Origin of the sequence: Streptomyces ortus (genome assembly GCF_026341275.1) — a bacterium.
Classification (GTDB): domain Bacteria; phylum Actinomycetota; class Actinomycetes; order Streptomycetales; family Streptomycetaceae; genus Streptomyces; species Streptomyces ortus.
The window spans coordinates 5019960-5044805 of record NZ_JAIFZO010000002.1 but is presented as its reverse complement, the minus strand read 5'-3'; the positions used below and the strand labels follow the sequence as shown (position 1 = coordinate 5044805).

At 68.5% G+C, this 24846-nt stretch carries 24 protein-coding genes and 4 tRNA genes; 6 read left to right on the top strand and 22 right to left on the bottom strand.

The genetic code is table 11. The annotated features are described in order from the left end of the window. Positions 1–24 precede the first annotated feature (24 nt). The 10 genes from rpoB to K3769_RS25635 all read right to left on the bottom strand — a co-directional run bounded on the left by rpoB (position 25) and on the right by K3769_RS25635 (position 10475). Positions 25–3510 (bottom strand): DNA-directed RNA polymerase subunit beta, encoded by a 3486-nt coding sequence (gene rpoB / locus K3769_RS25680; RefSeq protein ID WP_210882026.1) that lies wholly within the window; start codon positions 3508–3510, stop codon positions 25–27. Positions 3511–4134: 624 nt separating this feature from the next. Then, complete coding sequence (rplL, locus tag K3769_RS25675; protein ID WP_267028680.1) at positions 4135–4515, bottom strand: 50S ribosomal protein L7/L12; 381 nt, start codon at positions 4513–4515, stop codon at positions 4135–4137. A 110-nt stretch (positions 4516–4625) separates the two neighbouring features. Then, positions 4626–5156, bottom strand: a complete 531-nt coding sequence (gene rplJ, locus K3769_RS25670; RefSeq protein ID WP_055610505.1) for a 50S ribosomal protein L10 — start codon at positions 5154–5156, stop codon at positions 4626–4628. A 288-nt stretch (positions 5157–5444) separates the two neighbouring features. Continuing rightward, positions 5445–6290: an SCO4651 family lipoprotein gene (locus tag K3769_RS25665; protein ID WP_267028679.1), complete on the bottom strand. Its 846-nt coding sequence runs from the start codon at positions 6288–6290 to the stop codon at positions 5445–5447. Positions 6291–6485: 195 nt separating this feature from the next. Then, positions 6486–7406: an SCO4651 family lipoprotein gene (locus K3769_RS25660; RefSeq protein ID WP_267028678.1), complete on the bottom strand. Its 921-nt coding sequence runs from the start codon at positions 7404–7406 to the stop codon at positions 6486–6488. Between the two features lie 230 nt (positions 7407–7636). Then, complete coding sequence (gene rplA, locus K3769_RS25655; RefSeq protein ID WP_267028677.1) at positions 7637–8362, bottom strand: 50S ribosomal protein L1; 726 nt, start codon at positions 8360–8362, stop codon at positions 7637–7639. Between the two features lie 76 nt (positions 8363–8438). Next, positions 8439–8873 carry a 50S ribosomal protein L11 gene (rplK, locus tag K3769_RS25650; protein WP_267028676.1) on the bottom strand — a complete coding sequence of 145 codons (435 nt, stop codon included), beginning with the start codon at positions 8871–8873 and terminating at the stop codon, positions 8439–8441. Between the two features lie 170 nt (positions 8874–9043). Further along, positions 9044–9928, bottom strand: coding sequence for a transcription termination/antitermination protein NusG (gene nusG, locus K3769_RS25645; protein ID WP_267028675.1), 885 nt, complete (start codon positions 9926–9928; stop codon positions 9044–9046). A gap of 77 nt (positions 9929–10005) precedes the next feature. Then, positions 10006–10293, bottom strand: a complete 288-nt coding sequence (secE, locus tag K3769_RS25640) for a preprotein translocase subunit SecE (RefSeq protein ID WP_055610500.1) — start codon at positions 10291–10293, stop codon at positions 10006–10008. A gap of 109 nt (positions 10294–10402) precedes the next feature. Further along, positions 10403–10475: transfer RNA gene (locus K3769_RS25635), tRNA-Trp, on the bottom strand. 225 nt (positions 10476–10700) lie between these two features. Between K3769_RS25635 and K3769_RS25630 the strand changes: the two genes are divergently transcribed. Together K3769_RS25630 and K3769_RS25625 are read left to right on the top strand one after the other, a co-directional pair. Then, positions 10701–11927, top strand: a complete 1227-nt coding sequence (locus K3769_RS25630) for a pyridoxal phosphate-dependent aminotransferase (protein ID WP_267028674.1) — start codon at positions 10701–10703, stop codon at positions 11925–11927. Positions 11928–12064: 137 nt separating this feature from the next. Beyond that, on the top strand, positions 12065–13093 hold the full coding sequence (locus tag K3769_RS25625; protein ID WP_267028673.1) for an adenosine deaminase: 1029 nt from the start codon (positions 12065–12067) through the stop codon (positions 13091–13093). A 40-nt stretch (positions 13094–13133) separates the two neighbouring features. Here K3769_RS25625 and K3769_RS25620 read toward each other — a convergent pair whose 3' ends face one another. The 8 genes from K3769_RS25620 to K3769_RS25585 form a co-directional block, all read right to left on the bottom strand. Beyond that, positions 13134–14189: a UDP-N-acetylmuramate dehydrogenase gene (locus K3769_RS25620; RefSeq protein ID WP_267028672.1), complete on the bottom strand. Its 1056-nt coding sequence runs from the start codon at positions 14187–14189 to the stop codon at positions 13134–13136. A 157-nt stretch (positions 14190–14346) separates the two neighbouring features. Further along, positions 14347–15789 carry an MFS transporter gene (locus tag K3769_RS25615; protein WP_267028671.1) on the bottom strand — a complete coding sequence of 481 codons (1443 nt, stop codon included), beginning with the start codon at positions 15787–15789 and terminating at the stop codon, positions 14347–14349. A 157-nt stretch (positions 15790–15946) separates the two neighbouring features. Beyond that, positions 15947–16516 (bottom strand): TetR/AcrR family transcriptional regulator, encoded by a 570-nt coding sequence (locus K3769_RS25610; protein ID WP_267028670.1) that lies wholly within the window; start codon positions 16514–16516, stop codon positions 15947–15949. 158 nt (positions 16517–16674) lie between these two features. Further along, entirely contained in the window at positions 16675–17103 is a 429-nt protein-coding gene (locus tag K3769_RS25605) for a MaoC family dehydratase (protein ID WP_267028669.1), read from the bottom strand. Positions 17104–17107: 4 nt separating this feature from the next. After that, a complete protein-coding gene (locus K3769_RS25600) occupies positions 17108–17560 on the bottom strand; it encodes a MaoC family dehydratase N-terminal domain-containing protein (RefSeq protein ID WP_267028668.1) in 453 nt (150 codons plus the stop codon). Between the two features lie 96 nt (positions 17561–17656). Then, positions 17657–17821, bottom strand: coding sequence for a 50S ribosomal protein L33 (gene rpmG / locus K3769_RS25595; protein ID WP_007265873.1), 165 nt, complete (start codon positions 17819–17821; stop codon positions 17657–17659). Between the two features lie 91 nt (positions 17822–17912). Then, positions 17913–17985: transfer RNA gene (locus K3769_RS25590), tRNA-Met, on the bottom strand. 46 nt (positions 17986–18031) lie between these two features. After that, a tRNA-Thr gene (locus K3769_RS25585) sits at positions 18032–18104 on the bottom strand. Between the two features lie 235 nt (positions 18105–18339). On the opposite strand from K3769_RS25585, the gene K3769_RS25580 reads away from it, so the two are divergent. Then, positions 18340–19638, top strand: a complete 1299-nt coding sequence (locus K3769_RS25580) for an amidohydrolase family protein (RefSeq protein WP_267028667.1) — start codon at positions 18340–18342, stop codon at positions 19636–19638. 200 nt (positions 19639–19838) lie between these two features. Here K3769_RS25580 and K3769_RS25575 read toward each other — a convergent pair whose 3' ends face one another. Beyond that, positions 19839–20921, bottom strand: coding sequence for a hypothetical protein (locus K3769_RS25575; protein ID WP_267028666.1), 1083 nt, complete (start codon positions 20919–20921; stop codon positions 19839–19841). Between the two features lie 135 nt (positions 20922–21056). On the opposite strand from K3769_RS25575, the gene K3769_RS25570 reads away from it, so the two are divergent. Continuing rightward, complete coding sequence (locus K3769_RS25570; RefSeq protein WP_267028665.1) at positions 21057–21713, top strand: NAD(P)H-binding protein; 657 nt, start codon at positions 21057–21059, stop codon at positions 21711–21713. Positions 21714–21886: 173 nt separating this feature from the next. On the opposite strand, the gene K3769_RS25565 is transcribed toward K3769_RS25570, so the two are convergent. Together K3769_RS25565 and K3769_RS25560 are read right to left on the bottom strand one after the other, a co-directional pair. Beyond that, on the bottom strand, positions 21887–22099 hold the full coding sequence (locus K3769_RS25565) for a hypothetical protein (protein WP_267028664.1): 213 nt from the start codon (positions 22097–22099) through the stop codon (positions 21887–21889). Positions 22100–22217: 118 nt separating this feature from the next. Continuing rightward, positions 22218–22299 (bottom strand) — tRNA-Tyr (locus tag K3769_RS25560). 201 nt (positions 22300–22500) lie between these two features. Between K3769_RS25560 and K3769_RS25555 the strand changes: the two genes are divergently transcribed. Beyond that, on the top strand, positions 22501–22989 hold the full coding sequence (locus tag K3769_RS25555; protein ID WP_267028663.1) for a YajQ family cyclic di-GMP-binding protein: 489 nt from the start codon (positions 22501–22503) through the stop codon (positions 22987–22989). 103 nt (positions 22990–23092) lie between these two features. On the opposite strand, the gene K3769_RS25550 is transcribed toward K3769_RS25555, so the two are convergent. Continuing rightward, positions 23093–23359: a GlsB/YeaQ/YmgE family stress response membrane protein gene (locus tag K3769_RS25550; RefSeq protein ID WP_267028662.1), complete on the bottom strand. Its 267-nt coding sequence runs from the start codon at positions 23357–23359 to the stop codon at positions 23093–23095. A 180-nt stretch (positions 23360–23539) separates the two neighbouring features. Between K3769_RS25550 and K3769_RS25545 the strand changes: the two genes are divergently transcribed. Further along, the gene (locus K3769_RS25545) at positions 23540–24817 is read left to right on the top strand and encodes an APC family permease (protein WP_267028661.1); all 1278 of its coding nucleotides are present in this window, start codon (positions 23540–23542) and stop codon (positions 24815–24817) included. The last annotated feature ends 29 nt before the right edge of the window (positions 24818–24846 follow it).

Here is a 24846-nt window from a genome sequence, read left to right as displayed (position 1 = left end):
TTCAGCGAGCCCCGGCCAGACCCGTCAGACCTCTTCGACGCTGCTCGGCTCGCGCCGGGACAGGTCGATACCGAGCTCCTCCGCGGCGCGGAAGACGTCCTCGTCCGTGTCGCGCATCTCGATGGACATGCCGTCCGAGGACAGCACCTCCACGTTGAGGCAGAGCGACTGCATTTCCTTGATGAGCACCTTGAAGGACTCGGGAATGCCGGGCTCAGGAATGTTCTCGCCCTTGACGATGGCCTCGTAGACCTTCACGCGGCCGGTCACGTCGTCGGACTTGATGGTCAGCAGCTCCTGGAGGGCGTAGGCGGCGCCGTAAGCCTCCAGCGCCCACACCTCCATCTCGCCGAATCGCTGGCCACCGAACTGGGCCTTACCACCCAGCGGCTGCTGGGTGATCATCGAGTACGGACCGGTCGAACGGGCGTGCAGCTTGTCGTCGACCAGGTGGTGGAGCTTGAGGATGTACATGTAGCCGACCGAGACCGGCTCCGGGAACGGCTCGCCGGAGCGGCCGTCGAACAGCGGCGCCTTACCGGTCGGGAGCACCATGCGGGAGCCGTCGCGGTTCGGGATCGTGTGCTGCAGCAGACCGGCCAGCTCGTCCTCACGCGCACCGTCGAAGACGGGGGTGGCGACGTTGGTACCGGGCTCCACCTTGTCGGCCTCGATGGCCTGGAGGCGCTGCGCCCACTCCTCGCCGAGCCCGGAGACGTCCCAGCCGCGGCTGGCGAGCCAGCCGAGGTGGATCTCCAGGACCTGTCCCGGGTTCATTCGGGACGGGACACCCAGCGGGTTGAGGATGATGTCGACCGGCGTGCCGTCCTCAAGGAAGGGCATGTCCTCGATCGGAAGGATCTTGGAGATGACACCCTTGTTGCCGTGCCGGCCGGCGAGCTTGTCGCCGTCCGTGATCTTGCGCTTCTGCGCCACGTAGACACGAACCAGCTGGTTCACGCCCGGCGGCAGCTCGTCGCCCTCTTCACGGTCGAAGACGCGGACGCCGATGACCTTGCCGATCTCGCCGTGCGGCACCTTCAGCGAGGTGTCGCGCACCTCGCGCGCCTTCTCGCCGAAGATCGCGCGGAGCAGGCGCTCCTCCGGGGTCAGCTCGGTCTCACCCTTGGGCGTGACCTTGCCGACCAGGATGTCGCCGGCGACGACCTCGGCACCGATACGGATGATGCCGCGCTCGTCGAGGTCGGCGAGGACCTCCTCGGAGACGTTCGGGATGTCCCGGGTGATCTCCTCGGGGCCGAGCTTGGTGTCACGGGCGTCGACCTCGTGCTCCTCGATGTGGATCGAGGAGAGGACGTCGTCCTGTACGAGGCGCTGCGACAGGATGATCGCGTCCTCGTAGTTGTGACCCTCCCAGGGCATGAAGGCGACGAGCAGGTTCTTGCCCAGCGCCATCTCGCCTTCCTGGGTGGCCGGGCCGTCGGCGAGCACCTGGTGCTCGATGACCCGGTCGCCCTCGTTGACGACGACCTTCTGGTTGACCGAGGTCCCCTGGTTGGAGCGGGAGAACTTGGCCACCCGGTAGGTGGTGTAGGTGCCGTCGTCGTTGGCCACCGTGACGTAGTCCGCGGAGACCTCCTGGACCACACCCGACTTCTCGGCCTTGATGACGTCACCGGCGTCGACGGCGCAGCGGTACTCCATGCCCGTACCGACGAGGGGGGCCTCGGCGGTGATCAGCGGCACGGCCTGGCGCATCATGTTCGCGCCCATGAGGGCACGGTTGGCGTCGTCGTGCTCCAGGAAGGGGATCATCGCGGTCGCGACGGACACCATCTGGCGCGGCGAGACGTCCATGTAGTCGACGTCGTCACCGGGGACGTAGTCGACCTCTCCGCCACGGCGGCGGACCAGGACACGGGCCTCGTTGAACCGCATGTCGTCGTTGAGCACGGCGTTGGCCTGCGCGATGACGAAGCGGTCCTCCTCGTCGGCGGTCAGGTAGTCGACCTCGTCGGTGACGACACCGTCGGTGACCCGGCGGTACGGCGTCTCGACGAAGCCGAACGCGTTGACCCGGCCGTAGGAGGCGAGCGAGCCGATCAGGCCGATGTTCGGGCCTTCGGGGGTCTCGATCGGACACATGCGGCCGTAGTGCGAGGGGTGCACGTCACGGACCTCGAAGCCGGCCCGCTCGCGGGAGAGACCACCCGGACCAAGAGCCGACAGACGGCGCTTGTGGGTGAGACCCGAGAGCGGGTTGTTCTGGTCCATGAACTGCGACAGCTGGCTGGTGCCGAAGAACTCCTTGATGGAGGCGACGACCGGCCGGATGTTGATCAGGGTCTGCGGCGTGATCGCCTCGACGTCCTGGGTCGTCATGCGCTCGCGGACGACTCGCTCCATACGCGCCAGACCCGTACGGACCTGGTTCTGGATGAGCTCGCCCACGTTGCGCAGACGGCGGTTGCCGAAGTGGTCGATGTCGTCGGTCTCGACGACGATCGAGGTGCCGTTGTTCCCGACGGTCTCGGTCTCACCGGCGTGCAGCTTCACCAGGTACTTGATCGACGAGATGATGTCCTCGACGGTCAGGATCCCGGCGTCGAGCGGCGCTTCGCCGCCCAGCTTCTTGTTGACCTTGTAGCGGCCGACCTTCGCGAGGTCGTAGCGCTTGGGGTTGAAGTAGAGGTTCTCAAGCAGCGTCTGCGCGGCCTCACGGGTCGGCGGCTCGCCCGGACGCAGCTTGCGGTAGATGTCGAGCAGCGCGTCGTCCTGGCCCTGGGTGTGGTCCTTCTCCAGGGTGGCGCGCATGGATTCGTACTCGCCGAACTCCTCAAGGATCTGCTCGGTCGTCCAACCGAGAGCCTTGAGCAGGACGGTGACGGACTGCTTGCGCTTGCGGTCGATGCGGACACCGACCATGTCGCGCTTGTCGATCTCCATCTCCAGCCAGGCACCCCGGGACGGGATGACCTTCGCGGAGAAGATGTCCTTGTCGGACGTCTTGTCGATGGAGGAGTCGAAGTAGACACCCGGCGAACGGACCAGCTGCGACACCACGACACGCTCGGTGCCGTTGATGACGAAGGTGCCCTTGTTCGTCATGAGCGGGAAATCACCCATGAAGACGGTCTGGGACTTGATCTCGCCGGTCTCGTTGTTGGTGAACTCGGCGGTGACGAAGAGCGGTGCGGCGAACGTGAAGTCGCGCTCCTTGCACTCGTCGATCGAGTTCTTGGGAGGCTCGAAGCGGTGGTCGCGGAACGTCAGGGACATCGACCCGGAGAAGTCCTCGATCGGGGAGATCTCCTCGAAGATCTCCTCCAGACCGGACTTCGTGGGGACGTCCTGTCCACTGTCCAGAGCCGCCTCGACACGAGCCTTCCACGCGTCGTTGCCGAGCAGCCAGTCAAAGCTTTCGGTTTGCAGCGCAAGAAGGTTCGGAACCTCAAGGGGCTCCTTGATCTTTGCAAAGGAGATGCGCAGCGGGGCGGTGCTGGCGCCGTTGTTCGTATTCGCGGTCGAGGCAGTGCGCGAGGCGGCCAAGAGGGGGTCCTTCCGAGGGCTCGGACTCACTACGCGCGTACCGGTCCCAAGCGGGGCACCAGGAGGGACGTCTTCCGAACCGGCCGAATACGACCAGGTCAGAGTCTGTTCCATCCACGGTGCTCAAGCGAGGGTATGCCCCTGGTGACGGGCAGGAGGCAGCTAACAGGCAGCGCAAAGGGTCAGTGTAGCCACTAGGCCCACTGATGTCCAGTGCGGGTTTTTGAAGACCCTCGTTGTTCTCAACCCCTGCTGCAAGCCACGCCCTCGATGCACATCGATACTGCCCTCTTCGCCGCCGATCCATGCCTCGGATCCGGATCGTTGTGACGACGCGTCCTGAGAATTGCGCGCTGCGTGCGGTTCGTCAAGGCCCCCCAAGCCCGAACCAGGTGCTGCCACCGTCACTTGCGACCTGTCTTGCAGCCCGTCACGGGCGGCCGGAGGCACGAACGAAGATCACCATACTCGTCGCGACCTACAGCGCAAGGCAGTCGCCGCACGGCCCCCTCGAACGCCGAAGAGCGACCACCCAGATGGGTGATCGCTCTTCGGTGCGTCAGCGTTACACCGCTACGGAAGCGGCTTCACGCGGCCCGCGGGAGCCCTTGCGGACTCGTCGGGTCACTTGACCTCGACGGAGGCGCCGGCGCCCTTGAGGGACTCGGCGGCCTTCTCGGCGGCAGCCTTGTCGACCTTCTCCAGGACGGGCTTCGGAGCGCCGTCGACGAGGTCCTTGGCCTCCTTCAGACCCAGCGAGGTGAGCTCACGCACGACCTTGATGACCTGGATCTTCTTCTCGCCGGCACCCGTGAGGATGACGTCGAACTCGTCCTGCTCGGCCTCGGCCTCGGCCGGGGCGGCAGCGGCGGCGGGGCCGGCGGCGACCGCGGCGGCGGCGGTGACGTCGAACTTCTCCTCGAAGGCCTTCACGAACTCGGAGAGCTCGATGAGGGTGAGGGTCTCGAACTGCGCGAGCAGCTCTTCCTGGGACAGCTTCGCCATGATGGCGTCCTTCCACTAATTCGGCAGGTGCCGGGATGTACTGGTGAGGCGGGCGTACGTTCGGCCCGCTGCGACCGTCGCCTCAAGCGGCGGTCATTGCGCGAGCCGAGTTACTCGGCACCGCCCTGCTCTTCGAGCTTGACGCGAAGCGCCTCCGCGGTGCGGACGAACTTCGAGGGAAGCGCCTGGAAGAGCTGCGCAGCCTGGGTCTGCTTGCCCTTCATGGCGCCCGCCAGCTTGGCGAGCAGAACCTCGCGGGACTCAAGGTCCGCAAGCTTCTTGATCTCGTCGGCGGACAGCGCCTTGCCGTCAAGGACACCGCCCTTGATGACGAGGTTCGGGTTGTCCTTGGCGAAGTCACGAAGACCCTTCGCCGACGTCACCGGGTCACCGGAGATGAAGGCAACCGCTGTCGGACCGTTGAACAGGTCGTCGAGCGTGGAGATCCCGGCCTCGTTGGCCGCGATCTTGGTCAGCGTGTTCTTCACCACGGCGTACTGGGCGTCTTCACCGAGCGAACGACGCAGCGTCTTGAGCTGCGCCACGGTGAGACCCCGGTACTCGGTCAGCACAGCGGCGTTCGAGCTACGGAACTGGTCCGCGAGCTCGGCTACCGCGGCAGCCTTGTCGGGCCTTGCCATAAGCGTGGCCTCCTTCCGGGTGATGAGGACCGCTCAGAAGGAGACTGGGAAAACGAAACGCCCCGGCGCAGGCGCACGGGGCGTGGCTCTACCAGACTGAAATCCGTACGAAGTACGGGACTGTCCGGGAGCTCATCCACAGTCACCTACGCGGGTCGTCCGCAATTCAGCGGATCCTTCGGTCACCGCGTCCTCTGACGAGAGCACGGCAACGACCAGCGGTCTTTGGCTTCTGTGGAAGATTACGTGAACGGGGCACTGTCAAGCAAATCCGCGCCCTCGGGGCCCTCAGCCCTCCAGGTCGCCCATCATCTCGGCCAGGTCCATGACGTCCTTGGCCGGCGGGGCCTTGACGGTCACGGGCTTGTTGTAGTCGAGGAAGGTGATGGTCATGTCGAGCTTGCCCTTGTCGGCGTCGCCCTGCATACGGAACTGCTTGGTGTGGTCCTCGCCGTCGACCCACATGTCCATCGTGAGCGCGTCCAGGCCCAGCTTCTCGTACTGCTCCAGGCTCTTCTCCCGCTTCTCGCGGGTGGCCTTGCTCTCGCCCTTGAGGGACTTGCGGAACTCGTCGAGGGTGACCGTTCCCTTGTAGTGGGTGGTCTCGACGCCCTCGACCTTCTCGGTGCCGACCTTCTTCACGTCCTTGGACCCGGTGAGGAAGGTGGACTCCTGCGCCGGGTTCTTGTCGGCCGTCCCGGCGCCCGGGGCCCCGCCGCCGCCCAGCGCGTCGTCACCCAGCGTGGACATGTCGAACTTGATCCAGCTCTTGCCGTCCATCTCCTTGGCCGCCGCGGCGCCCCCGCCGATGTACATCGCCTTGTCGACCAGACGGATCTCGGCGTTGCCGTCCTTCCCCTGGTCGAGGGCGGTCATCTTCATGCTCATGGCGAGGTCGGGCTCCATGCGCATCTGGGCCTCGGCCTTGACGCGCCCCTCCTCCGGGGTCCTGCCGGACATCCGGTAGCTGAGGGAGGTGATGTCCTCCGTCTTCTTCGCCGCCTTGGCGACGGCCGCGGCGGGCGTCATCTCGGGGGACTCCTCGTCCGCCTTGGAACAGCCGACCGCACCCCCGCCCAGGACGAGCGCGGCGACGACCGCGCCCGTCGCCCGATGACGTACTGATGTGCGCACGGAAAGCGTCATGGTTCCCCCCAAGGAACAGATATGCGACTCACAGACAAGCCGCGAGCGTATCCCAGCGGGGTTCGAACAGTCCTGCTAGTTGTGGGTGACCTGTGTGACGCCTGTGACAGCTGTGACTGCTGTGACTGCCGGGAGGGGCAGAACCGGGGTAGGGGTGGCGGAGGCAGGCGGACGGCGAAGGGCTCAGTCCGTCGGCCCGCTCCGCATCAGGTCCTTGAAGTCCGCGGTGTCACCCGCCGCCGGCTCCTCGGCGGCGACCTCGACGCCGTAGTCGCTGTAGTACGCCGTCGAGGACATCGAGCCGGTCGCCAGCTCGCCCTTCTCGGCCTTCTTGACCAGCAGGTCCTTGTCGTTCACCCAGATGTCGATGGTCTCGGTGGTCACCCCCGCCTGCTCCAACTGGCTCTTCAGCTCGGCCAGTTGACTCGCGGAGAGCGACGAGCTGCGGCCGGCGAGCTCCGCGACCTCGACCGTGCCCGAGTAGTGCGTGGTGTCCTCGCCCCGCACCTTCTCCTCGCCGACCTTCTCGACGTCCCCGGAGGCCAGCAGCAGCTTCACCGACTGGTTCGGCGTGGTGTTCTGCATCTGGTCCTTCATGTACACCCCCGACCCGCCGGCGAGCTTCGCCAGGTCGTCGTAGCCGTACTTGATCCAGTGCTTGCCGCCGGACTGCTCGGCGAACTTGTCGCCCATCTTCGCGTAGTAGGCGTCCGGCAGATAGCGGGCCTCCATGGAGGTGGTGCCCAGCTGACGCATCTGGTCGGCCATCGTGCCGCCGGTGTACGTGATCATCAGGTTGCCGGTGAGCCCGTCGGCCCAGCCCAGGACGCCGTCCGCCTCCATCGACATCATCGTGCCCATGGTCGTGGTGGACTCGACCTTGGCGGAGTCCGCGCCGTCGGTGCTCTTCGCCACGGAGCGAAGGGCCACCACCGCGTCCGTCCGGGTCCCGGCCTCGCCGGTCTTCTCGCTGTCCGCCGCCGAGCCCTTGCCGTCCCCTCCGGAATCGCCGTCGGAGTCCGGGCCACTACAGGCCGCGGCTCCCGTCAGAACGGCGGCCACCGCTATCGAGACGGCCACCCGGCGCACGATCGAGCTCATCATTCGTCCCCCTATGCGATTCCTGTGCCTCGCACGCTAGCGCAGGCCACCGACATCCGACCCGGAAACGGACACCGGCCGCCGCGCATCGGACCCGCGCCCCGTACCCCTGCCCCGCATCTCGGACCCCGTATCCCCTACCCCGGACACAGAGACGGGCCCCGCGACCTCGAAAGGTTGCGGGGCCCGTCCTGAAATCGCGTCTGCGACGTGGCTACCGGTGAGCGTCAGGCTCAGACGGCGGCCGGGTCCTCCTCCACGAGGAGGTTGCGGGTGCGGTTCGAGTCCAGCGTGATGCCGGGGCCGATCGTGGTGCTGATCGTGGCCTTCTTGATGTAGCGACCCTTGGCGGCCGACGGCTTCAGACGAAGGATCTCGTCGAGCGCGGCGCCGTAGTTCTCCACCAGCTGCGTGTCGTCGAACGACACCTTGCCGATGATGAAGTGGAGGTTCGAGTGCTTGTCGACGCGGAACTCGATCTTGCCGCCCTTGATCTCGGTCACGGCCTTGGCCACGTCCGGGGTCACGGTGCCCGTCTTCGGGTTCGGCATCAGACCACGCGGGCCGAGGACACGGCCCAGGCGGCCGACCTTGCCCATGAGGTCCGGGGTGGCGACGACGGCGTCGAAGTCCAGACGCCCCTTCGCCACCTCGTCGATGAGTTCGTCGGAACCGACGATGTCGGCGCCGGCGGCAGTCGCGGCCTCGGCACGGTCACCGGTCGCGAAGACCAGGACCCGGGCGGTCTTGCCGGTGCCGTGCGGGAGGTTCACGGTGCCGCGGACCATCTGGTCGGCCTTGCGCGGGTCGACACCCAGACGGAAGGCGACCTCGACGGTGCCGTCGAACTTGGAGGTGGAGGTCTCCTTGGCGAGACGGACGGCTTCGAGCGGGGCGTACTGCTTCTCCCGGTCGACCTTGGCGTCCGCAGCGCGGAGAGACTTGCTGCGCTTGCTCACTACTGCTCCTGTGTGCTCTGAGGAGTCGTGGTAGGGGCCGAGCAGGCCCTGCCACGGTGTTCTGCGAAGGTGGGGATCAGCCCTCGACCGTGATGCCCATGGAACGGGCGGTGCCGGCGATGATCTTCGACGCGGCGTCCAGGTCGTTGGCGTTGAGGTCGGCCAGCTTGGTGGTGGCGATCTCGCGGACCTGGGCCTGGCTGATCTTGGCGACCTTGGTCTTGTGGGGCTCGCCGGAGCCCTTCTCGACACCAGCGGCCTTGAGGATCATCTTCGCGGCCGGCGGGGTCTTGGTGATGAAGGTGAAGGAGCGGTCTTCGTAGACCGTGATCTCCACCGGGATGACCCAGCCGCGCTGCGACTCGGTCGCCGCGTTGTAGGCCTTGCAGAACTCCATGATGTTGACGCCGTGCTGGCCCAGCGCGGGGCCGACCGGCGGCGCCGGGTTGGCCGCACCGGCCTGGATCTGGAGCTTGATAAGCCCCGTGACCTTCTTCTTCTTGGGAGGCATTGCTCTCTCCGGGTCCTAGTGAGAGTTTCCGGCCATCCATTCCGGATCATCCGGATGGAGGCATACCGCACAACGATAACGGGTATCGGTGCGCAGCCTGAAACCGAGCAGGTCAGACCGGCTACGAGAGCCTGTCTGACCTGGACGGAAGCGTACGGTCCGAAAGAACGTCAGTTCTTCTGGATCTGGTCGAAGCTGAGCTCCACCGGAGTCTCGCGGCCGAAGATCTCGACGAGGCCCTTGACCTTCTTCGAGTCGGCGTTGATCTCGTTGATGGTCGCCTGCAGCGTCGCGAACGGGCCGTCGGTGACGGTGACCGAGTCGCCCACCTCGAAGTCCAGCACCTGGACCTCGAGCTTGCGGGACGGCGCCGGCTTGCCCTCGGCCTCGGCGGCCTCGCGGGCGGCCTTCTCCTCGGCCTCGGGGGCGAGCATCTTGACGATCTCGTCCAGCGTCAGCGGGTACGGGTCGTAGGCGTTGCCCACGAAGCCGGTGACGCCGGGGGTGTTGCGGACGACACCCCAGGACTCGTTCGTCAGATCCATGCGCACCAGCACGTAGCCGGGGAGCTTGTTCTGCTTGATGGTCTTGCGCTCGCCGTTCTTGATCTGCGCGACCTCTTCTTGCGGCACCTCGGCCGCGAAGATGAAGTCCTCGACGTTCAGCGAGACGGCACGCTGTTCGAGGTTGGTCTTCACGCGGTTCTCGTAACCGGCGTACGTGTGGATGACGTACCACTCGCCGGGCAGCGTGCGAAGTTCCTCACGAAGGGCGGTGACGGGGTCGACCGGCTCGGCCTCCTCCGCCTCCTCCTCGTCGGCCTCGGCGCTCTCGTCGGTCGCGTCCACGTCCGTGTCGGCGTCCTCGTCGACGGAGGCGGTGTCGTCCTCGTCGGACTCGTCCTCGACGTGCAGCGCGGCCTCTTCGGCGGGCTCGCCCGCCGCGGCGTCGGCAGCCTCGACCTGGTCCTCGACGTCCGCGCCCTCGACGATGTCGAGCTCGTCCTCGCGGGACTCGACCGACTCGACGGCATCGTTCAGGTTCGGGTCAGACACGGTGGCTGCTTCTTCCTGGATCATGGGGGTGGAACACGCGAAAGCGGGCGCCGGATACGGCGCCCTTCGCGCTTGGCCTAGCCGAAGACGTACTTGGCGGCCTTGTCGAGTCCGAAGTCAATCACAGTCACCAGACCGATCATGATGACAACGAACACAATCACCACAGTGGTGTACGTCGTCAGCTGATTGCGGGTCGGCCAGACAACCTTGCGGAGCTCCGCGACGATCTGGCGGTAGAAGAGGGCGAGGCGCTTCAGCGGGCCCTTCTTGGCACGCTTACCGCCCTTGCGGCCCTTCTTCTGGGACTCCGGCGCCTCATCCTGGGCATCAGGCATGTCGATGGAGCCCACGGCGTCCGTCACGCGTCCTCACCTGATTCCGGGTCGTGGCCGTGCCGCGCCCGGTGTGAGCCGCACGACGATGCAATGCAGTACGTACATGTGCACACATCCTGGTGAAAGGAGTGTGTAGCAGGGCCGGAGGGACTTGAACCCCCAACCGCTGGTTTTGGAGACCAGTGCTCTACCAATTGAGCTACGACCCTCTGCTTCCCTCACAACGTACCGCATCCGCCCGGGTGCTCGGTGTGCACCGGATGGGTGCGGCCGGTGAAGGCCAACGAGGTGAGAGTGTACGTGGTCGGCGGCCGGGCGTCGAACAGAAAGTGTCCGTAAGGACTTTGTGCGTGCCCGGCCCCGGGTTCGTCCCGCGTTGCCCAGTCTGTGAAACCAGTGTGCCGGGGACGTTTCCGGTCTGAAACGATGGGCCCATGAGCGCTGCAATCCCTCCCACCGAGCGCCGGGTCTCCGCCCGAGTCGGCGCGATCTCCGAGTCCGCCACCCTCGCCGTGGACGCCAAGGCCAAGGCCCTCAAGGCCGCCGGACGTCCGGTGATCGGCTTCGGCGCCGGTGAGCCCGACTTCCCGACCCCGGACTACGTCGTCGAGGCCGCCATCGAGGCATGCAAGAACCCGAAGTACCACCGCTACACGCCGGCCGGCGGCCTTCCCGAGCTGAAGGCGGCGATCGTCGCCAAGACGCTGCGTGACTCCCACTACGAGGTGGACGCCTCCCAGGTCCTGGTGACCAACGGCGGCAAGCAGGCCATCTACCAGGCGTTCGCCGCGATCCTCGACCCGGGCGACGAGGTCATCGTCCCGGCCCCCTACTGGACGACGTACCCCGAGTCGATCCGTCTCGCCGGCGGTGTCCCGGTGGAGGTCGTCGCGGACGAGACCACCGGCTACCGCGTCTCGGTCGAGCAGCTGGAGGCGGCCCGTACGGAGCGGACCAAGGTCGTCCTCTTCGTGTCCCCCTCGAACCCGACCGGCGCCGTCTACAGCGCCGAGGACACCGAGGCCATCGGCCGCTGGGCCATAGAGCACGGCCTGTGGGTGATGACGGACGAGATCTACGAGCACCTGGTCTACGGGGACGCGAAGTTCACCTCGCTGCCGGCAGTACTTCCTGAGCTGCGCGACAAGTGCATCGTGGTCAACGGCGTGGCGAAGACGTACGCGATGACCGGCTGGCGGGTCGGGTGGGTGATCGGCCCCAAGGACGTCGTCAAGGCGGCGACCAACCTGCAGTCCCACGCCACGTCGAACGTGTCGAACGTGGCCCAGGCCGCCGCGATCGCCGCCGTCTCGGGCGACCTGACGGCCGTCGCCGAGATGCGCGAGGCCTTCGACCGCCGCCGTCGGACGATCGTGCGCATGCTCAACGAGATCGAGGGCGTGCTCTGCCCGGAGCCCGAGGGCGCGTTCTACGCGTACCCCTCGGTGAAGGCGCTCCTCGGCAAGGAGATCCGCGGCAGGCGCCCGCAGACCTCCGTCGAGCTGGCCGCCCTGATCCTGGAGGAGGCCGAGGTCGCGGTCGTCCCGGGTGAGGCCTTCGGCACGCCGGGTTATCTGCGGCTGTCGTACGCGCTGGGTGACGAGGACCTCGTCGAGGGCGTCTCGCGGATCCAGAAGCTCCTGGCGGAGGCCAAGGCCTGATTCCGCGCGGCACAGTAGGTACTGCGAGCATCGCGGGCCGTCTCCCTCCGGGGAGGCGGCCCGTTTCTTCGTGCGAGCAAGACCACGTTCAGGGAAAGCGCTACCGATACGGCGCCGGCGTGCGGCAGGATCCTTGAATGGAGCACGTACGTAAGGTCTCTGAGCTGCCCAAGGCTCATCTGCACCTGCACTTCACCGGTTCGATGCGGCACACCACCCTCCTGGAACTGGCCGACAAGCACGGGATCCATCTGCCCGACGCGCTGACGAGCGGCGAGCCGCCCAAGCTGCGGGCGACGGACGAGCGCGGCTGGTTCCGCTTCCAGCGGCTGTACGACGCGGCACGGTCGTGCCTCAGAGATCCCGAGGACATCCAGCGGCTCGTGCGCGAGGCCGCCGAGGAGGACCTCAGGGACGGCTCGGGGTGGCTGGAGATCCAGGTCGACCCCACGTCGTACGCGCCGCGGCTGGGCGGTCTGATCCCCGCGCTGGAGATCATCCTGGACGCGGTGGACACGGCCTCGCGCGAGACCGGGCTCGGGATGCGGGTCCTGGTCGCCGCGAACCGGATGAAACACCCCCTGGACGCCCGCACGCTGGCCCGGCTGGCCGTGCGGTACGCGGACCGGGGCATCGTCGGGTTCGGGCTCTCCAACGACGAGCGGCGGGGCATGGCACGCGACTTCGACCGGGCCTTCGCGATCGCCCGGGAGGGCGGGCTGCTGGCCGCGCCGCACGGCGGTGAGCTGACGGGCCCCGCGTCCGTCCGCGACTGCCTGGACGACCTGCACGCCTCGCGGATCGGACACGGGGTGCGGGCCGCCGAGGACCCCCGGCTGCTGAAGCGGCTGGCGGACCGCGGCATCACCTGCGAGGTCTGCCCGGCCTCGAACGTCGCCCTCGGGGTCTACGAGAAGCCGGAGGACGTCCCCCTGCGCACGCTCTTCGAGGCGGGCGTTCCCATGGCGCTCGGCGCGGACGACCCGCTGCTGTTCGGCTCCCGGCTGGCCGCCCAGTACGACATCGCGCGCCTCCACCACGGCTTCACGGACGCCGAACTGGCCGAGCTGGCACGGCAGTCGGTACGCGCCTCGGCGGCCCCGCCCGACATCAAGGAGAAGCTGCTGTCCGGGGCCGACGACTGGCTGACCGCCCCGGTCGCCTGAAGCGGACGCGGGGCGGGGGCGGGGCGGCGGCCTCGGAACCTCAGAGGCTGACGCCCACCGTCACCGGTTCGTTGACGAGCGTGATCCCGAAGGCGTCGTGGACTCCGGCGACGACCTCGCGGGCGAGCGCGAGAAGGTCCTCGGTGGTGGCCCCGCCCCGGTTGGTGAGGGCCAGGGTGTGCTTGGTGGAGATACGGGCGGGACCGGTGCCGTACCCCTTGGTGAAGCCCGACCTGTCGATCAGCCAGGCCGCCGAGGTCTTGGTGTGCCCGTCGCCCGCGGGGTAGGCGGGCGGGATCACACCGTCGCCCAGCTTCTCCGCCACGCGCGCGTGGAACACGGCGAACTCCTCGTGCGTGAGGATCGGGTTGGTGAAGAACGAGCCGGCCGACCAAGTGTCGTGGTCCTCGGGGTCGAGCACCATGCCCTTTCCGGAACGCAGTTTCAGGACGGTCTCGCGGGCCGCGTCCACGGGCACGCGGTCGCCGGGCCCGACACCGAGCATGCGGGCCGTCTCGGCGTACCTCAGCGGCGCGGACAGCCCGGCGGCGTCCTCCAGCTCGAAACGCACCCGGAGCACGACGAACCGCTCGGGATCGCTCTTGAAACGACTGTGCCGGTACGAGAAGCCGCACTCGGCGTTCGACATGGTGACCGTTTCGCGACTCCGGCGGTCATAGGCGATCACCTCGGTGATCGTCGACGACACTTCCTGGCCGTACGCGCCCACGTTCTGGATCGGTGTCGCTCCCGCGGAGCCCGGGATTCCGGCGAGGCACTCGATGCCCGCGAGCCGGGCCTCGACGGTACGGGCGACCGCGTCGGTCCACACCTCCCCGGCCGCCAGCTCCAGCCGCGTACCGTCCAGCTCGAAGCCGCGGGTGGCGATGCGCAGGGCGGTGCCCGGGAAGCCCTCGTCGCCGATGACCAGGTTGGATCCGCCGCCGATCAGAAGCAGCGGCGTACCTGAGTCGTCGGCCTCGCGGACGGCGGCGATCACCTCGTCGTCGGTGGTCGCGGTGATCAGCCGGGCGGCGGGACCGCCGAGCCGGAAGGTGGTCAGCGGGGCGAGGGCGGTGTCGTGGAGTTCCTGCACGTGCCCAGAGTACGAGAACGGCCCCGCCGGTCCGGGCGGGGCCGCTCACAGGGGCCGTTCACAGGGGGCGCGGGCACCTCCGTCGATGTCGCGTCGTCCGTGCGGGCCGGTGGGGTCCCTGTCGCGCGGTCCCCCGCCGGCCCGTGGACGCAGGCTCTCAGTGCGACACCGTCTCCCGTACGGGTGCGGGCGCCTTCGCGACCTCCTCGGGGCCGCCGGTCTCGGGCCGCCGGCGCGGGATGTACAGCGCCGCGAGCCCCGCCACGGCCACCGCCGCGGAGCCGACCCACAGCGCGGGCCTGATGCCGTCCACGAAGGTCTGTGCGCTCTCGTAGCCGCCCTGCGCGGAGAAGATCGAGGCCATCACGGCGATACCGAGCGCCCCGCCGACCTCGCGCAGCGCGTTGTTGGCGCCGGACGCGATGCCCTGCTCCTGCGCCCGGACGCTGGACATGACCAGGCTGGAGGCGGGGGCGAAGAAGAGGGACATCCCGATGCCGCTGATGATCAGCGCGGGCAGCTGGGCGGCGTACGACGTGTCCGCCTCGACCACGACGGCGAACCATCCGAGGCCGACGGCCTGCAGGAACAGGCCCGCCGCGACGACGGGACGTCCGCCGACGCGGTCCGACAGGTAGCCGGCGACCGGCGCGACGAGCATCGGCATTCCGGTCCACGGCAGCATGCGCAGGCCCGCCTCGGTGGGCGAGTAGCCGAGCACGCCCTGCATGTACTGGCTGAGCAGGAAGATCGAGCCGAACATCCCGAGGAACATCAGCAGGCTCGCCGCGTTGATTCCGGCGAAGGCGCGACTACGGAAGAGGCGCATCGGCAGCATCGGGTTCTCGGCCCGCATGCCGTGGACGACGAAGCCGGTGAGCAGGGCCGTACCCCCGAACAGGGCGAGCAGCACCACGCCGTCGCTCCAGCCGACGACAGGGGCGCGGACCAGCCCGTACACGATTCCGAAGAGGCCGCCGCTGGCGAGCAGGGTGCCGCGGATGTCCAGCGGGGCGCCGGAGCCGAACGACTCCGCAAGGCGCAGCCGGGCGAGCGGCAGCAGGGCGAGACCCAGCGGGACGTTCAGCCAGAAGATCCACTGCCAGGACAGGTGTTCGGTGAGGCTGCCTCCGATGAGCGGCCCCGAGGCGACCGCGAGACCGTTGACGGCTCCCCATATCCCGTACGCCATCCCGCGCTTGGCGACCGGCACGGCGGCCGTCAGCAGGGTCAGGGTGAGCGGCATCATGATGGCCGCGCCGACGCCCTGGACCGCGCGGGCGGCGATCAGCGAGTCGATGCCGGGCGCCATGGCCGCGGCGGCGGAGGCTCCGGTGAAGACGGTGATGCCGACGAGGAAGAGCCGCCGCCGGCCGAACCGGTCGCCCAGGGCCGCGCCGAACATCAGCAGCACGGCGAAGGTGAGCGTGTAGGCGCTCACGGTCCATTCCAGGTCGTCGAGCGCTCCCCCGAAGTCCTCGCGGATCGAGGGCAGAGCGGTGGTGACGACGAGGTTGTCGAGGGCCGCCATGAATCCGGCGACGCTGGTGATGACGAGGGCCCAGACGGCTCCCCCGCGACGTTCGGTCTGCTGTGACATCGCTCCCCCAGCGGGTTATCGCTAGTTTTGGTTAGTTATTGATGACTAACTTTTGTGCTCATGAAAAAGCGCCGTCTCCGCCGCCTTCTGCTTCGATGTCGCGTTGCGCGTTGCGCGTTCCGCGTTCCGCGTCGGTGTTCCGTTTCGGGGTCCCGCTTCAGTGTTCGAGCCGGCCCTTGGCCCGGGCCGACGGGTACAGCCCTTCCCATACGCGGTGCTCGGCCGGGAAACCCATGGCCACCAGGCAGTTGATGAGCATCCCGTAGGCCAGGAAGTCGGTGGTCTGGTCGACGTCGGCACCGAGCGGCAGGTGGACGGTCTCCCACAGTCGCATCCAGCCGGCCCGCACCGCCTCGCCGAGCTCGTGGTCGCCGGCCTGCTCGGCCGCCGCCACCGCGACATACATCTGCATCTGCATGAGCAGCCGCTCGGGCTCCTCGGCGATGACCCTGGTGTACGCGTCCGCCATGGAGTGCAGGGCCGCTTCGCCGGACAGCCCCTCGGACGCCGCCTCGAACGCGCGGACGGTGTCCTCCAGGCAACGTTCGGCGGCTGCGAGGAAGATCGCCTTCTTGCCCGGGAAGAGCCGGAAGAGGTACGGCTGCGAGACCCCCACGCGCTTGGCGATCGCCTCGGTGGACGTGCCGTAGTAGCCGCCCCGGGCGAACTCGCTCATCGCCGCGCGAACGACGCTCTCGCGCCGTTCCTCTGCGCTCATCCTGACCATGCGAGGAAGTTAGTACTCAATCACTAACTAAGTCAAGGGGGTGGCTCGGTCGGGAGACCGCAGAGGGCGTGACGGGGGAGGAGGCGTGAGGGGGGAGGGGGCGAAGTAAGGGGCGCCCGCAATTGGCGGGCGCCCCTTACTCGTAATCCCGCGGTCCGTCAGGCCAGGCGTACGACCGCCCGGGACATGCCCAGCACCTTCTGGCCCGCGCTCATCGCGACGAGGTCGACGCGCACGGTGTTGTCGTCGAGCTTGACGGCGACCTTGCCGCTGACCTCGATCGTGGCACCCTGGTCGTCGTTCGGGACCGCGACAGGCTTGGTGAAGCGGACTCCGTACTCGACGACCGCGCCCGGGTCGCCGACCCAGTCGGTGACGACCCGGATCGCCTCGGCCATGGTGAACATGCCGTGCGCGATGACGTCCGGGAGGCCCACCTCCTTGGCGAACTTCTCGTTCCAGTGGATCGGGTTGAAGTCCCCCGAAGCGCCCGCGTACTGCACGAGCGTGGCGCGGGTCACTCCGAAGGTCTGGGCCGGCAGCTCGGTGCCGACCTCGACGTCGTCGTACGCGATCTTCGCGGTCATCGGTTCACGCCTCCTCGGCCGCACGGGACACGAGCTTGGTCCAGGCGGTCACCACGTGCTCGCCGGCCTCGTCGCGGACCTCGCCGCGAATGTCCAGGATGTCGTTGCCCGCCATCGACTTGATCGCCTCGATGGTGGACGTGACCGTGAGCCGGTCCCCCGCGCGCACCGGGCGCCGGTGGACGAACTTCTGGTCGCCGTGCACGACCCGGCTGTAGTCGAGACCCAGTTGCGGGTCCTGGATGACCTGTCCCGCGGCCTTGAAAGTGATCGCGAACACGAAGGTCGGCGGCGCGATCACATCGGGGTGGCCAAGAGCCTTGGCGGCGTCCGGGTCTGTGTAGGCGGGATTTGGATCTCCCACCGCTTCCGCGAATTCGCGGATCTTCTCCCGGCCGACCTCGTACGGGTCGGTGGGCGGGTAGGACCGCCCTACGAAGGACTGGTCGAGCGCCATCGGCTCGGCACCTCCTGGTTCGCACTGGTCGCAGCTTGATGTAACGACGCGAGGCCGCCCCCCATTACAGGGGACGGCCTCGTGAACGAGCCTTTTTTATCGCGTTTCGCGGTGCGCAGTGTGCGAGTTGCAACGCGGGCAGTGCTTCTTCATCTCCATGCGATCCGGGTTGTTACGCCGGTTCTTCTTGGTGATGTAGTTCCGCTCCTTGCACTCCACGCAGGCCAGCGTGATCTTCGGGCGGACGTCGGTGGCAGCCACGTGAGTGCTCCTTGCCGGACGGATGGGACATGGATTAACGCATAGAAGAGTAACCGATCGAAGGACCGACCCCGCAATCGGCTACCGTCAGTAGCGGTGACCGGACTTGAACCGGTGACACAGCGATTATGAGCCGCTTGCTCTACCGACTGAGCTACACCGCTTTGATGTGATCAGTTCCCGTCTTTCGACGGGAACTTCCCACACCAGAGCCCCAATACGGAATCGAACCGTAGACCTTCTCCTTACCATGGAGACGCTCTACCGACTGAGCTATTGGGGCGAGCGATGAAGACATTACACGCTCGGCAGCCGATCGCCCAAATCCGTTTCGTGGCCCCTGCCCCGGCCCGTTCCCGGGTCCTCACCGGCTGTTCCAGCGGCCTCTCAGGCACCACGGACCACGCCGGTACGACTATTCCGCTCCTCCTCGATGCGCGCCGATCGTCACCCTAGGCTCGACTCACGCTGCGTGATCTTGTGCCTCTCCTGCGCAGCCGCCGAGCCCCAGGAGCGCGATGCCAGACAGCCAGCCGCAGCCGCACCACTCCTCGTCGTCGTCCTCGTCGTCGGGCTCGTCTTCCTCGTCGTCGGGCTCGTCGGGTTCCTCGGGCTCGTCCGGCCGGGCCGACGGGGCCGACCTTCTGCTCTGCGGTGCGCGGCTCACCGACGGCCGGCTCGTGGACGTACGGCTGTCCGACGGACGCATCGAGGCGGTCGGCACGGCGGGCAGCCTCACCGCGCACACCGCGCGCGTGGACCTCTCCGGGCATCTGCTCCTGCCGGCTCCGGCCGAGCCCCACGCCCACGGCGACACGGCGTTGTCGGCCGACGGCGAGGGCCCGGTCTCGTACGAGGGTCAGGAGGTCCAGCGCCGTACGACCGAGGCCGCTCTCCTGCAGCTCGGGCACGGGGCGACCGCCGTCCGCTCCCACGTGCGCGTGGGCGATGTGCAGGGGCTGGGCTCGATGGCGGCGGTGCTTCAGGCGCGGCGCGCGCTGCGGGGGCTCGTCGAACTGACGGTCGTGGCGATGCCCCGGGTGCTCACCGGGCTAGCCGGGGCCGACGGACTGGCGATGCTGCGGGACGCGGTGAAGATGGGCGCCTCCGTAGTGGGCGGTTGTCCGGATCTGGACCCGGATCCGACGGGATATGTGGAGGCGGTCCTGGAGGTCGCCTCGGAACAGGGCTGCCCGGTCGATCTGCATACGGACGGTGACGATCCGGCCCGGCTCGGGCGGCTCGCGGCGATGGCGGGCGGGTTGCGGCCCGGGGTGACGCTCGGCCCCTGCGGAGGACTGAGCAGGCTGCCGTCCGAGGTGGCCTCGCGATCGGCCGAGCAGCTCGCCGCGGCCGGGGTGACCGTCGTCTGCCTGCCTCAGGGCGGCTGTTCGGGCGTGGAGCGGCGCGGCACGGCTCCGGTACGGCTGCTGCGGGCGGCCGGGGTACGGGTCGCGGCCGGGAGCGGCGCGCTGCGGGACCTGTCGAACCCCGTGGGACGCGGGGACCCGTTGGAGGCGGCGTATCTGCTGGCCTCGCAGTACGGGCTGCGGTCCGCGGACGCGTACGACGCGGTGAGTTCGTCGGCACGGGCGGTGCTGGGGCTGCCCGAGGTGCGCGTGGAGGCCGGTTTCCCGGCGGAGCTGCTCGCGGTGCGCGGCGACCGGCTCGACGGCGCGCTGTCGCTGGCGTACAGCCGGATCGTGGTGCACCGGGGGCGCGTGGTGGCGCGGACGAGCGCGGTGCGGGAGTACTGCGACACGGCGGTGGCCGTGGCACTGGACCTGCCGCGCCAGGGGCGGACGGGGCGGTCGTGAGCGGTCAGCGGTCAGCGGTCAGCGGTCAGCGGTCAGCGGTCAGCGGTCAGCGGTGAACGGTGATCCATGGGTCGCGGGGCGCGGGGTACGGGTGAGGTGCGCGGAACGCGCGCGTGGAGGTCGTCGACCTCCACGCGCGCGTGCGTGCATGCATGGCGTCTGGTGTTGTGCGGCGGACGCCGTGACCGGCGAACGGCGTGTCAGAAGCCGCCCAGCAGACCGCTGGTGAACGGGTTGCCCCGCCCGCCGAACTGTCCCGCGGGCAGCTTCGTGGCGCCGGCCGGCGCGCTGATGTCCCCGGCTTCGCCGAACTTGACGACCAGCGGGACCTTGGCGCCCTTCGGGTCGTCCGCCAGGGTGGCGAGGTCGACGGAGACGCGGGTCAGGTCACCGTTCTTCAGGGAGAAGTTGACGGCGACCTTCTTGTCCGGAGCGTCCTTCAGGTCCTCCTCGGTGGGCAGTTCGGCGCCCGCCGGGAGTTCGTCCGCCAGCGGCCGCAGCTTGTCGAGGATGCCGGTGAGCAGGTCGCGGAACGAGGCCTTGGCGACGATCCGTTCGACGCCGTCGCTGCCTCCCTTGTCGCTGAAGGTGACTTCGCGGGCGACGACCGAGCGCACGGCCTTGAGGATCTTCTGCTGGGTCCTGCTGTCGATCTCGTCGGCCGGATCGGCCTCGCCGGCCTTGCCCTTGCCGGCCTTGTCGCCCTTGCCGGTGGTGTCCTTCGCGGCGCGGTCGAGTTCGTGGTTGTCGATCTTGATCCACTTGCCCTCAAGGACGGGCCTGAGCTCCTTCTCACTCTCGGGGAGCTCGTCGGCGGTCGGCAGGGGGAAACCCATCGCCTCGCCGAACGCCTTCATGTCGGCCCGGTAGTACGTGTAGTCGCCGACGAGACGGTACTCGGCCAGGACACCGTCGGGCCCCGAGACGGACATCCCCGTACCGACGAGATCCTTCTCCCCCGAGTCGGCGAGCGGCTTGCGCGACTCGACGGACACCTTGACCCGTACTCCGGCGAACAGTTTCGCGAGTTCGGGCGGCATCTCCTCGCCGGGCTCCTCCTCGCCGGCCAGCTTCACGAGTGCTGAGGGCTTGGCGTCGAGCCCCAACTCGAAGGCGAGCGACTTCTTTTCGCCGAGCCCCTCGACGGCTTGGTCCACCTTCTGGCCGGCGGTGAGGTTCTCCACCGTGCCGCAGGCGGCCACTGCGGAGAACAGGACGGTGGTGAAGCCGACCGCGGTGAGCGTCCTGCGTATGGCAGGGCTCTTGCGGGCGGCGGGGCTCATGCGTGTGGCGGTGATGACGGTCTCCTTATGACGCCCGACGGCGTCCCCCTCGTACAGCGTGATCTCTCAAGAGACTCACGAGTTATCCACAGGGTTGTGCGGCGAGTGTCTCCATCCGGGCGTACGGTCGGAAACATGCGCATTGTTATCGCTGGAGGTCATGGTCAGATCGCGTTGCGGCTTGAGCGGCTGCTCTCCGCGCGCGGTGACGAGGTCGCGGGGATCATCCGCCGAGCCGAACAGAGTGACGATCTGCGGGCGGCCGGCGCCGAGCCGGTGGTATGCGATCTGGAGTCGGCCTCGGAGGAGGAGGTCTCCGCGCATCTGCGGGGTGCGGACGCCGCGATCTTCGCGGCGGGCGCGGGCCCGGGCAGCGAGGTGGCCCGCAAGGAGACCGTGGACAAGGGAGCCGCCGTGCTCTTCGCGGACGCGGCGGCCCGGGCGGGGGTCCGGCGCCACGTGGTCGTCTCCTCGATGGGTGCGGATCCGGGGCACCCCGGGGACGAGGTCTTCGACGCGTACCTGCGCGCGAAGGGCGAGGCGGACGCGTACGTACGCGCGCATCGCGGCCTGGACTGGACGATTCTGCGCCCCGGAATGCTGACGAACGACGCGGGCACGGGCCTCGTCCGCCTGGAGGCCGCGACGGGCCGCGGGCCTGTCCCGCGCGACGACGTCGCCGCGGTCCTCGCGGAACTGGTGGACACTCCGGCGACGGCGGGCCTGACCCTGGAGCTGATCAGCGGTTCCACACCGGTGTCGGTGGCGGTCAAGTCGGTGGCGGGCAACTGACCGGGGCCGCCGCCGAGTGCCTGACCGGGACCTGACGGCGAGGCCGCACGGATCGCGAGGCCGTGACGCCGCGGGGTCGCGGGGTCGCGGGGTCGCGGGGTCGTGACGCCGCGGGCTCGCGGGCTCGCTGTATCGCGGGGACACAAGGCCGCAAGGCCGTGAAGACGCGTGAGTCAGAAGAGGGGGAGTTGGCCGGGGAAGTCCGCCACGGCGTATCCGTCCAGCGCCGGCTGTGCGGCGCCGAGCTCCGCCTGCCTGCGCGAGCCGGGGCAGGACACCAGTTCCTCGCTCCCCCGGGCCCCGGCCGGGTCGTGCCGGGCGAACCGCCCCGCGACGACGGCGATCTCGCGACGGCACTCGGGGCAGATCCGGCGACGGGAGGACATGGGTCCAGGGTACGGAGGGAACGCGGAGTACCGCCGCTGGGGCGCTCCGCGTTGCCACATGAAGAAACCCTCTCTGAAATGCGTACTCGCATTTCAGAGAGGGTTTCTTCTCTCAGCGTGGCGGCGCCAGGATTCGAACCTGGGAAGGCTGAGCCGGCAGATTTACAGTCTGCTCCCTTTGGCCGCTCGGGCACACCGCCGGGGTTGCTGCCATTCGAACCGTCTTTCGGCGGCGCTCCGTGGCAACGACGTAAACGATACCCGATGCCCGGGGGTGCTTCGCCACACGATTGATCGGTGCTCGGAGGGGAGGGGGTGGCTAGGCTTATGCGGATGCGGCCCGGGACCGAAGCGGGTTCGGTGGCCGCCACTACGCACCCCGATACAAGGAGCCACAGGACATGGCCGACTCCAGTTTCGACATCGTCTCGAAGGTCGAGCGGCAGGAGGTCGACAACGCCCTCAACCAGACCGCCAAGGAGATCTCGCAGCGCTACGACTTCAAGAACGTGGGCGCCTCCATCTCCTGGTCCGGCGAGAAGATCCTCATGGAGGCGAACTCCGAGGACCGGGTCAAGGCCATCCTCGACGTCTTCCAGTCCAAGCTGGTCAAGCGCGGTATCTCACTGAAGGCGCTGGACGCCGGTGAGCCGCAGCTCTCCGGCAAGGAGTACAAGATCTTCTCTTCGATCGAGGAGGGCATCTCCCAGGACAACGCGAAGAAGGTCGCGAAGATCATTCGCGACGAGGGCCCCAAGGGCGTGAAGGCGCAGGTGCAGGGCGACGAGCTGCGGGTCAGCTCGAAGAGCCGTGACGACCTCCAGGCCGTGCAGGCCCTGCTCAAGGGCAAGGACTTCGACTTCGCACTGCAGTACGTCAACTACCGGTGACACACCGGTCGTCCCGCGGACGCCGGCCGCGCGTACGAGAAAGGGTGGGCACCTCGGGTGCCCACCCTTCCCGCCTGCTGGCCGCGGTCTCGGAGGCGCGCGCTCAGTCGCGCGAGTTGCCGAACAGGATGCGGTAGCCGATCAGCAGGACCAGCGCGCCGCCGATCGCGGCGGCCCAGGTGGCTCCGTCGTAGAAGTCCTTGGAGATCGGGTGGTCCAGCCAGCGGGCGGATATCCAGCCGCCGATGAACGCGCCCGCGACGCCGATCAGTGTCGTGCCGACGAAGCCGCCCGGATCGCGTCCCGGCAGCAGGAACTTGGCGATGGCTCCGGCCAGCAGCCCCAGAATGATCCAGCTGATGATGCCCATGCCGTGAACCTGCCCCTTCGTGCTGTACCCGTGCTGTGATCCTGCTCGCACAACGCTGTGGTCATACCGATCTCGGCTGTTTCTTGTCGTTCTGCGTTTCGCTCTACTGTTCGTCCCCTGTTACCAGGGAGGACGTCCGCGCGACGGTGGCCGGTTGCACTGATCAGTAGGGTGCGGTTCATGACACAGTCCGATCCCTCCCGGCCAGGTCCGTCCGGGGCCGGATCCACGCTCGAGCTGCGGCGAACGCTCGGCGTCGGGGATGCCGTGGTCATCGGCCTCGGCTCGATGATCGGTGCGGGAATCTTCGCCGCGCTGGGGCCCGCGGCACGGGCCGCGGGATCCGGACTGCTCCTCGCTCTCGGGATCGCCGCCGTGGTCGCCTACTGCAACGCGACCGCCTCGGCACGCCTGGCCGCCCGCTATCCCGCGTCGGGTGGCACGTATGTGTACGGCCGTGAGCGGCTCGGCGAGTTCTGGGGATATCTGGCGGGCTGGTCGTTCGTCGTGGGCAAGACCTCCTCGTGTGCGGCGATGGCGCTCACCGTGGGCACGTACGTGTGGCCGGGGCAGGCGCACGCGGCTGTCGGGGCGGTGGTGGCCCTCACCGCGGTGAACTACGGCGGGGTGCAGAAGTCCGCGTGGCTGACGCGGTTGATCGTCGCGGTGGTCCTCGCGGTCCTCGCTTCCGTCGTGGTCGTCTGCCTGACCTCCGGGGGCTCCGATGCAGGGCGGCTCGGGGTGGGTGTGTCCGGGGGTGTCGGAGGGGTGCTTCAGGCGGCCGGACTGCTGTTCTTCGCCTTCGCCGGTTACGCGCGGATCGCGACCCTCGGCGAGGAGGTGCGGAATCCGGCGCGCACCATTCCGCGAGCGATCCCGCTCGCTCTGGGTATCGCGCTGGTCGTGTACGCGGCTGTCGCGGTGGCTGCCGTCTCCGTGCTGGGGACGACGGGGCTCGGGCAGGCGACGACTCCGCTCGCCGACGCGGTACGCGCCGCCGGGGCACCGGGGCTCGTCCCGGTGGTACGGGTGGGCGCCGCGGTGGCCGCCCTCGGCTCCCTTCTCGCGCTGATCCTGGGGGTGTCGCGGACCACGCTGGCCATGGCCCGTGACCGGCATCTGCCGGGTGGGCTGGCCGCCGTGCATCCGCGCTTCCGGGTGCCCCATCGGGCGGAGCTCGCCGTCGGAGCGGTGGTCGCGGTGCTGGCCGCGACGGTGGATGTGCGGGGTGCGATCGGCTTCTCCTCCTTCGGGGTGCTGGTGTACTACGCGATCGCCAACGCCTCGGCGTGGACGCTGAGTTCGACGGCCGTGTCGCGGGCCCTGCCCGTGGTGGGGCTGGCGGGGTGCCTGACGCTGGCTTTCGCCCTGCCGTGGATGTCCGTGGCCGTGGGGGCCGCTGTGCTGGGAGCCGGGGCGGTCTCGTACGGGGTGCGGTGGCGGCTTCGCGCGCGTTGAGCCCTCGCGACCGCGGCTGTGGGGGCTGG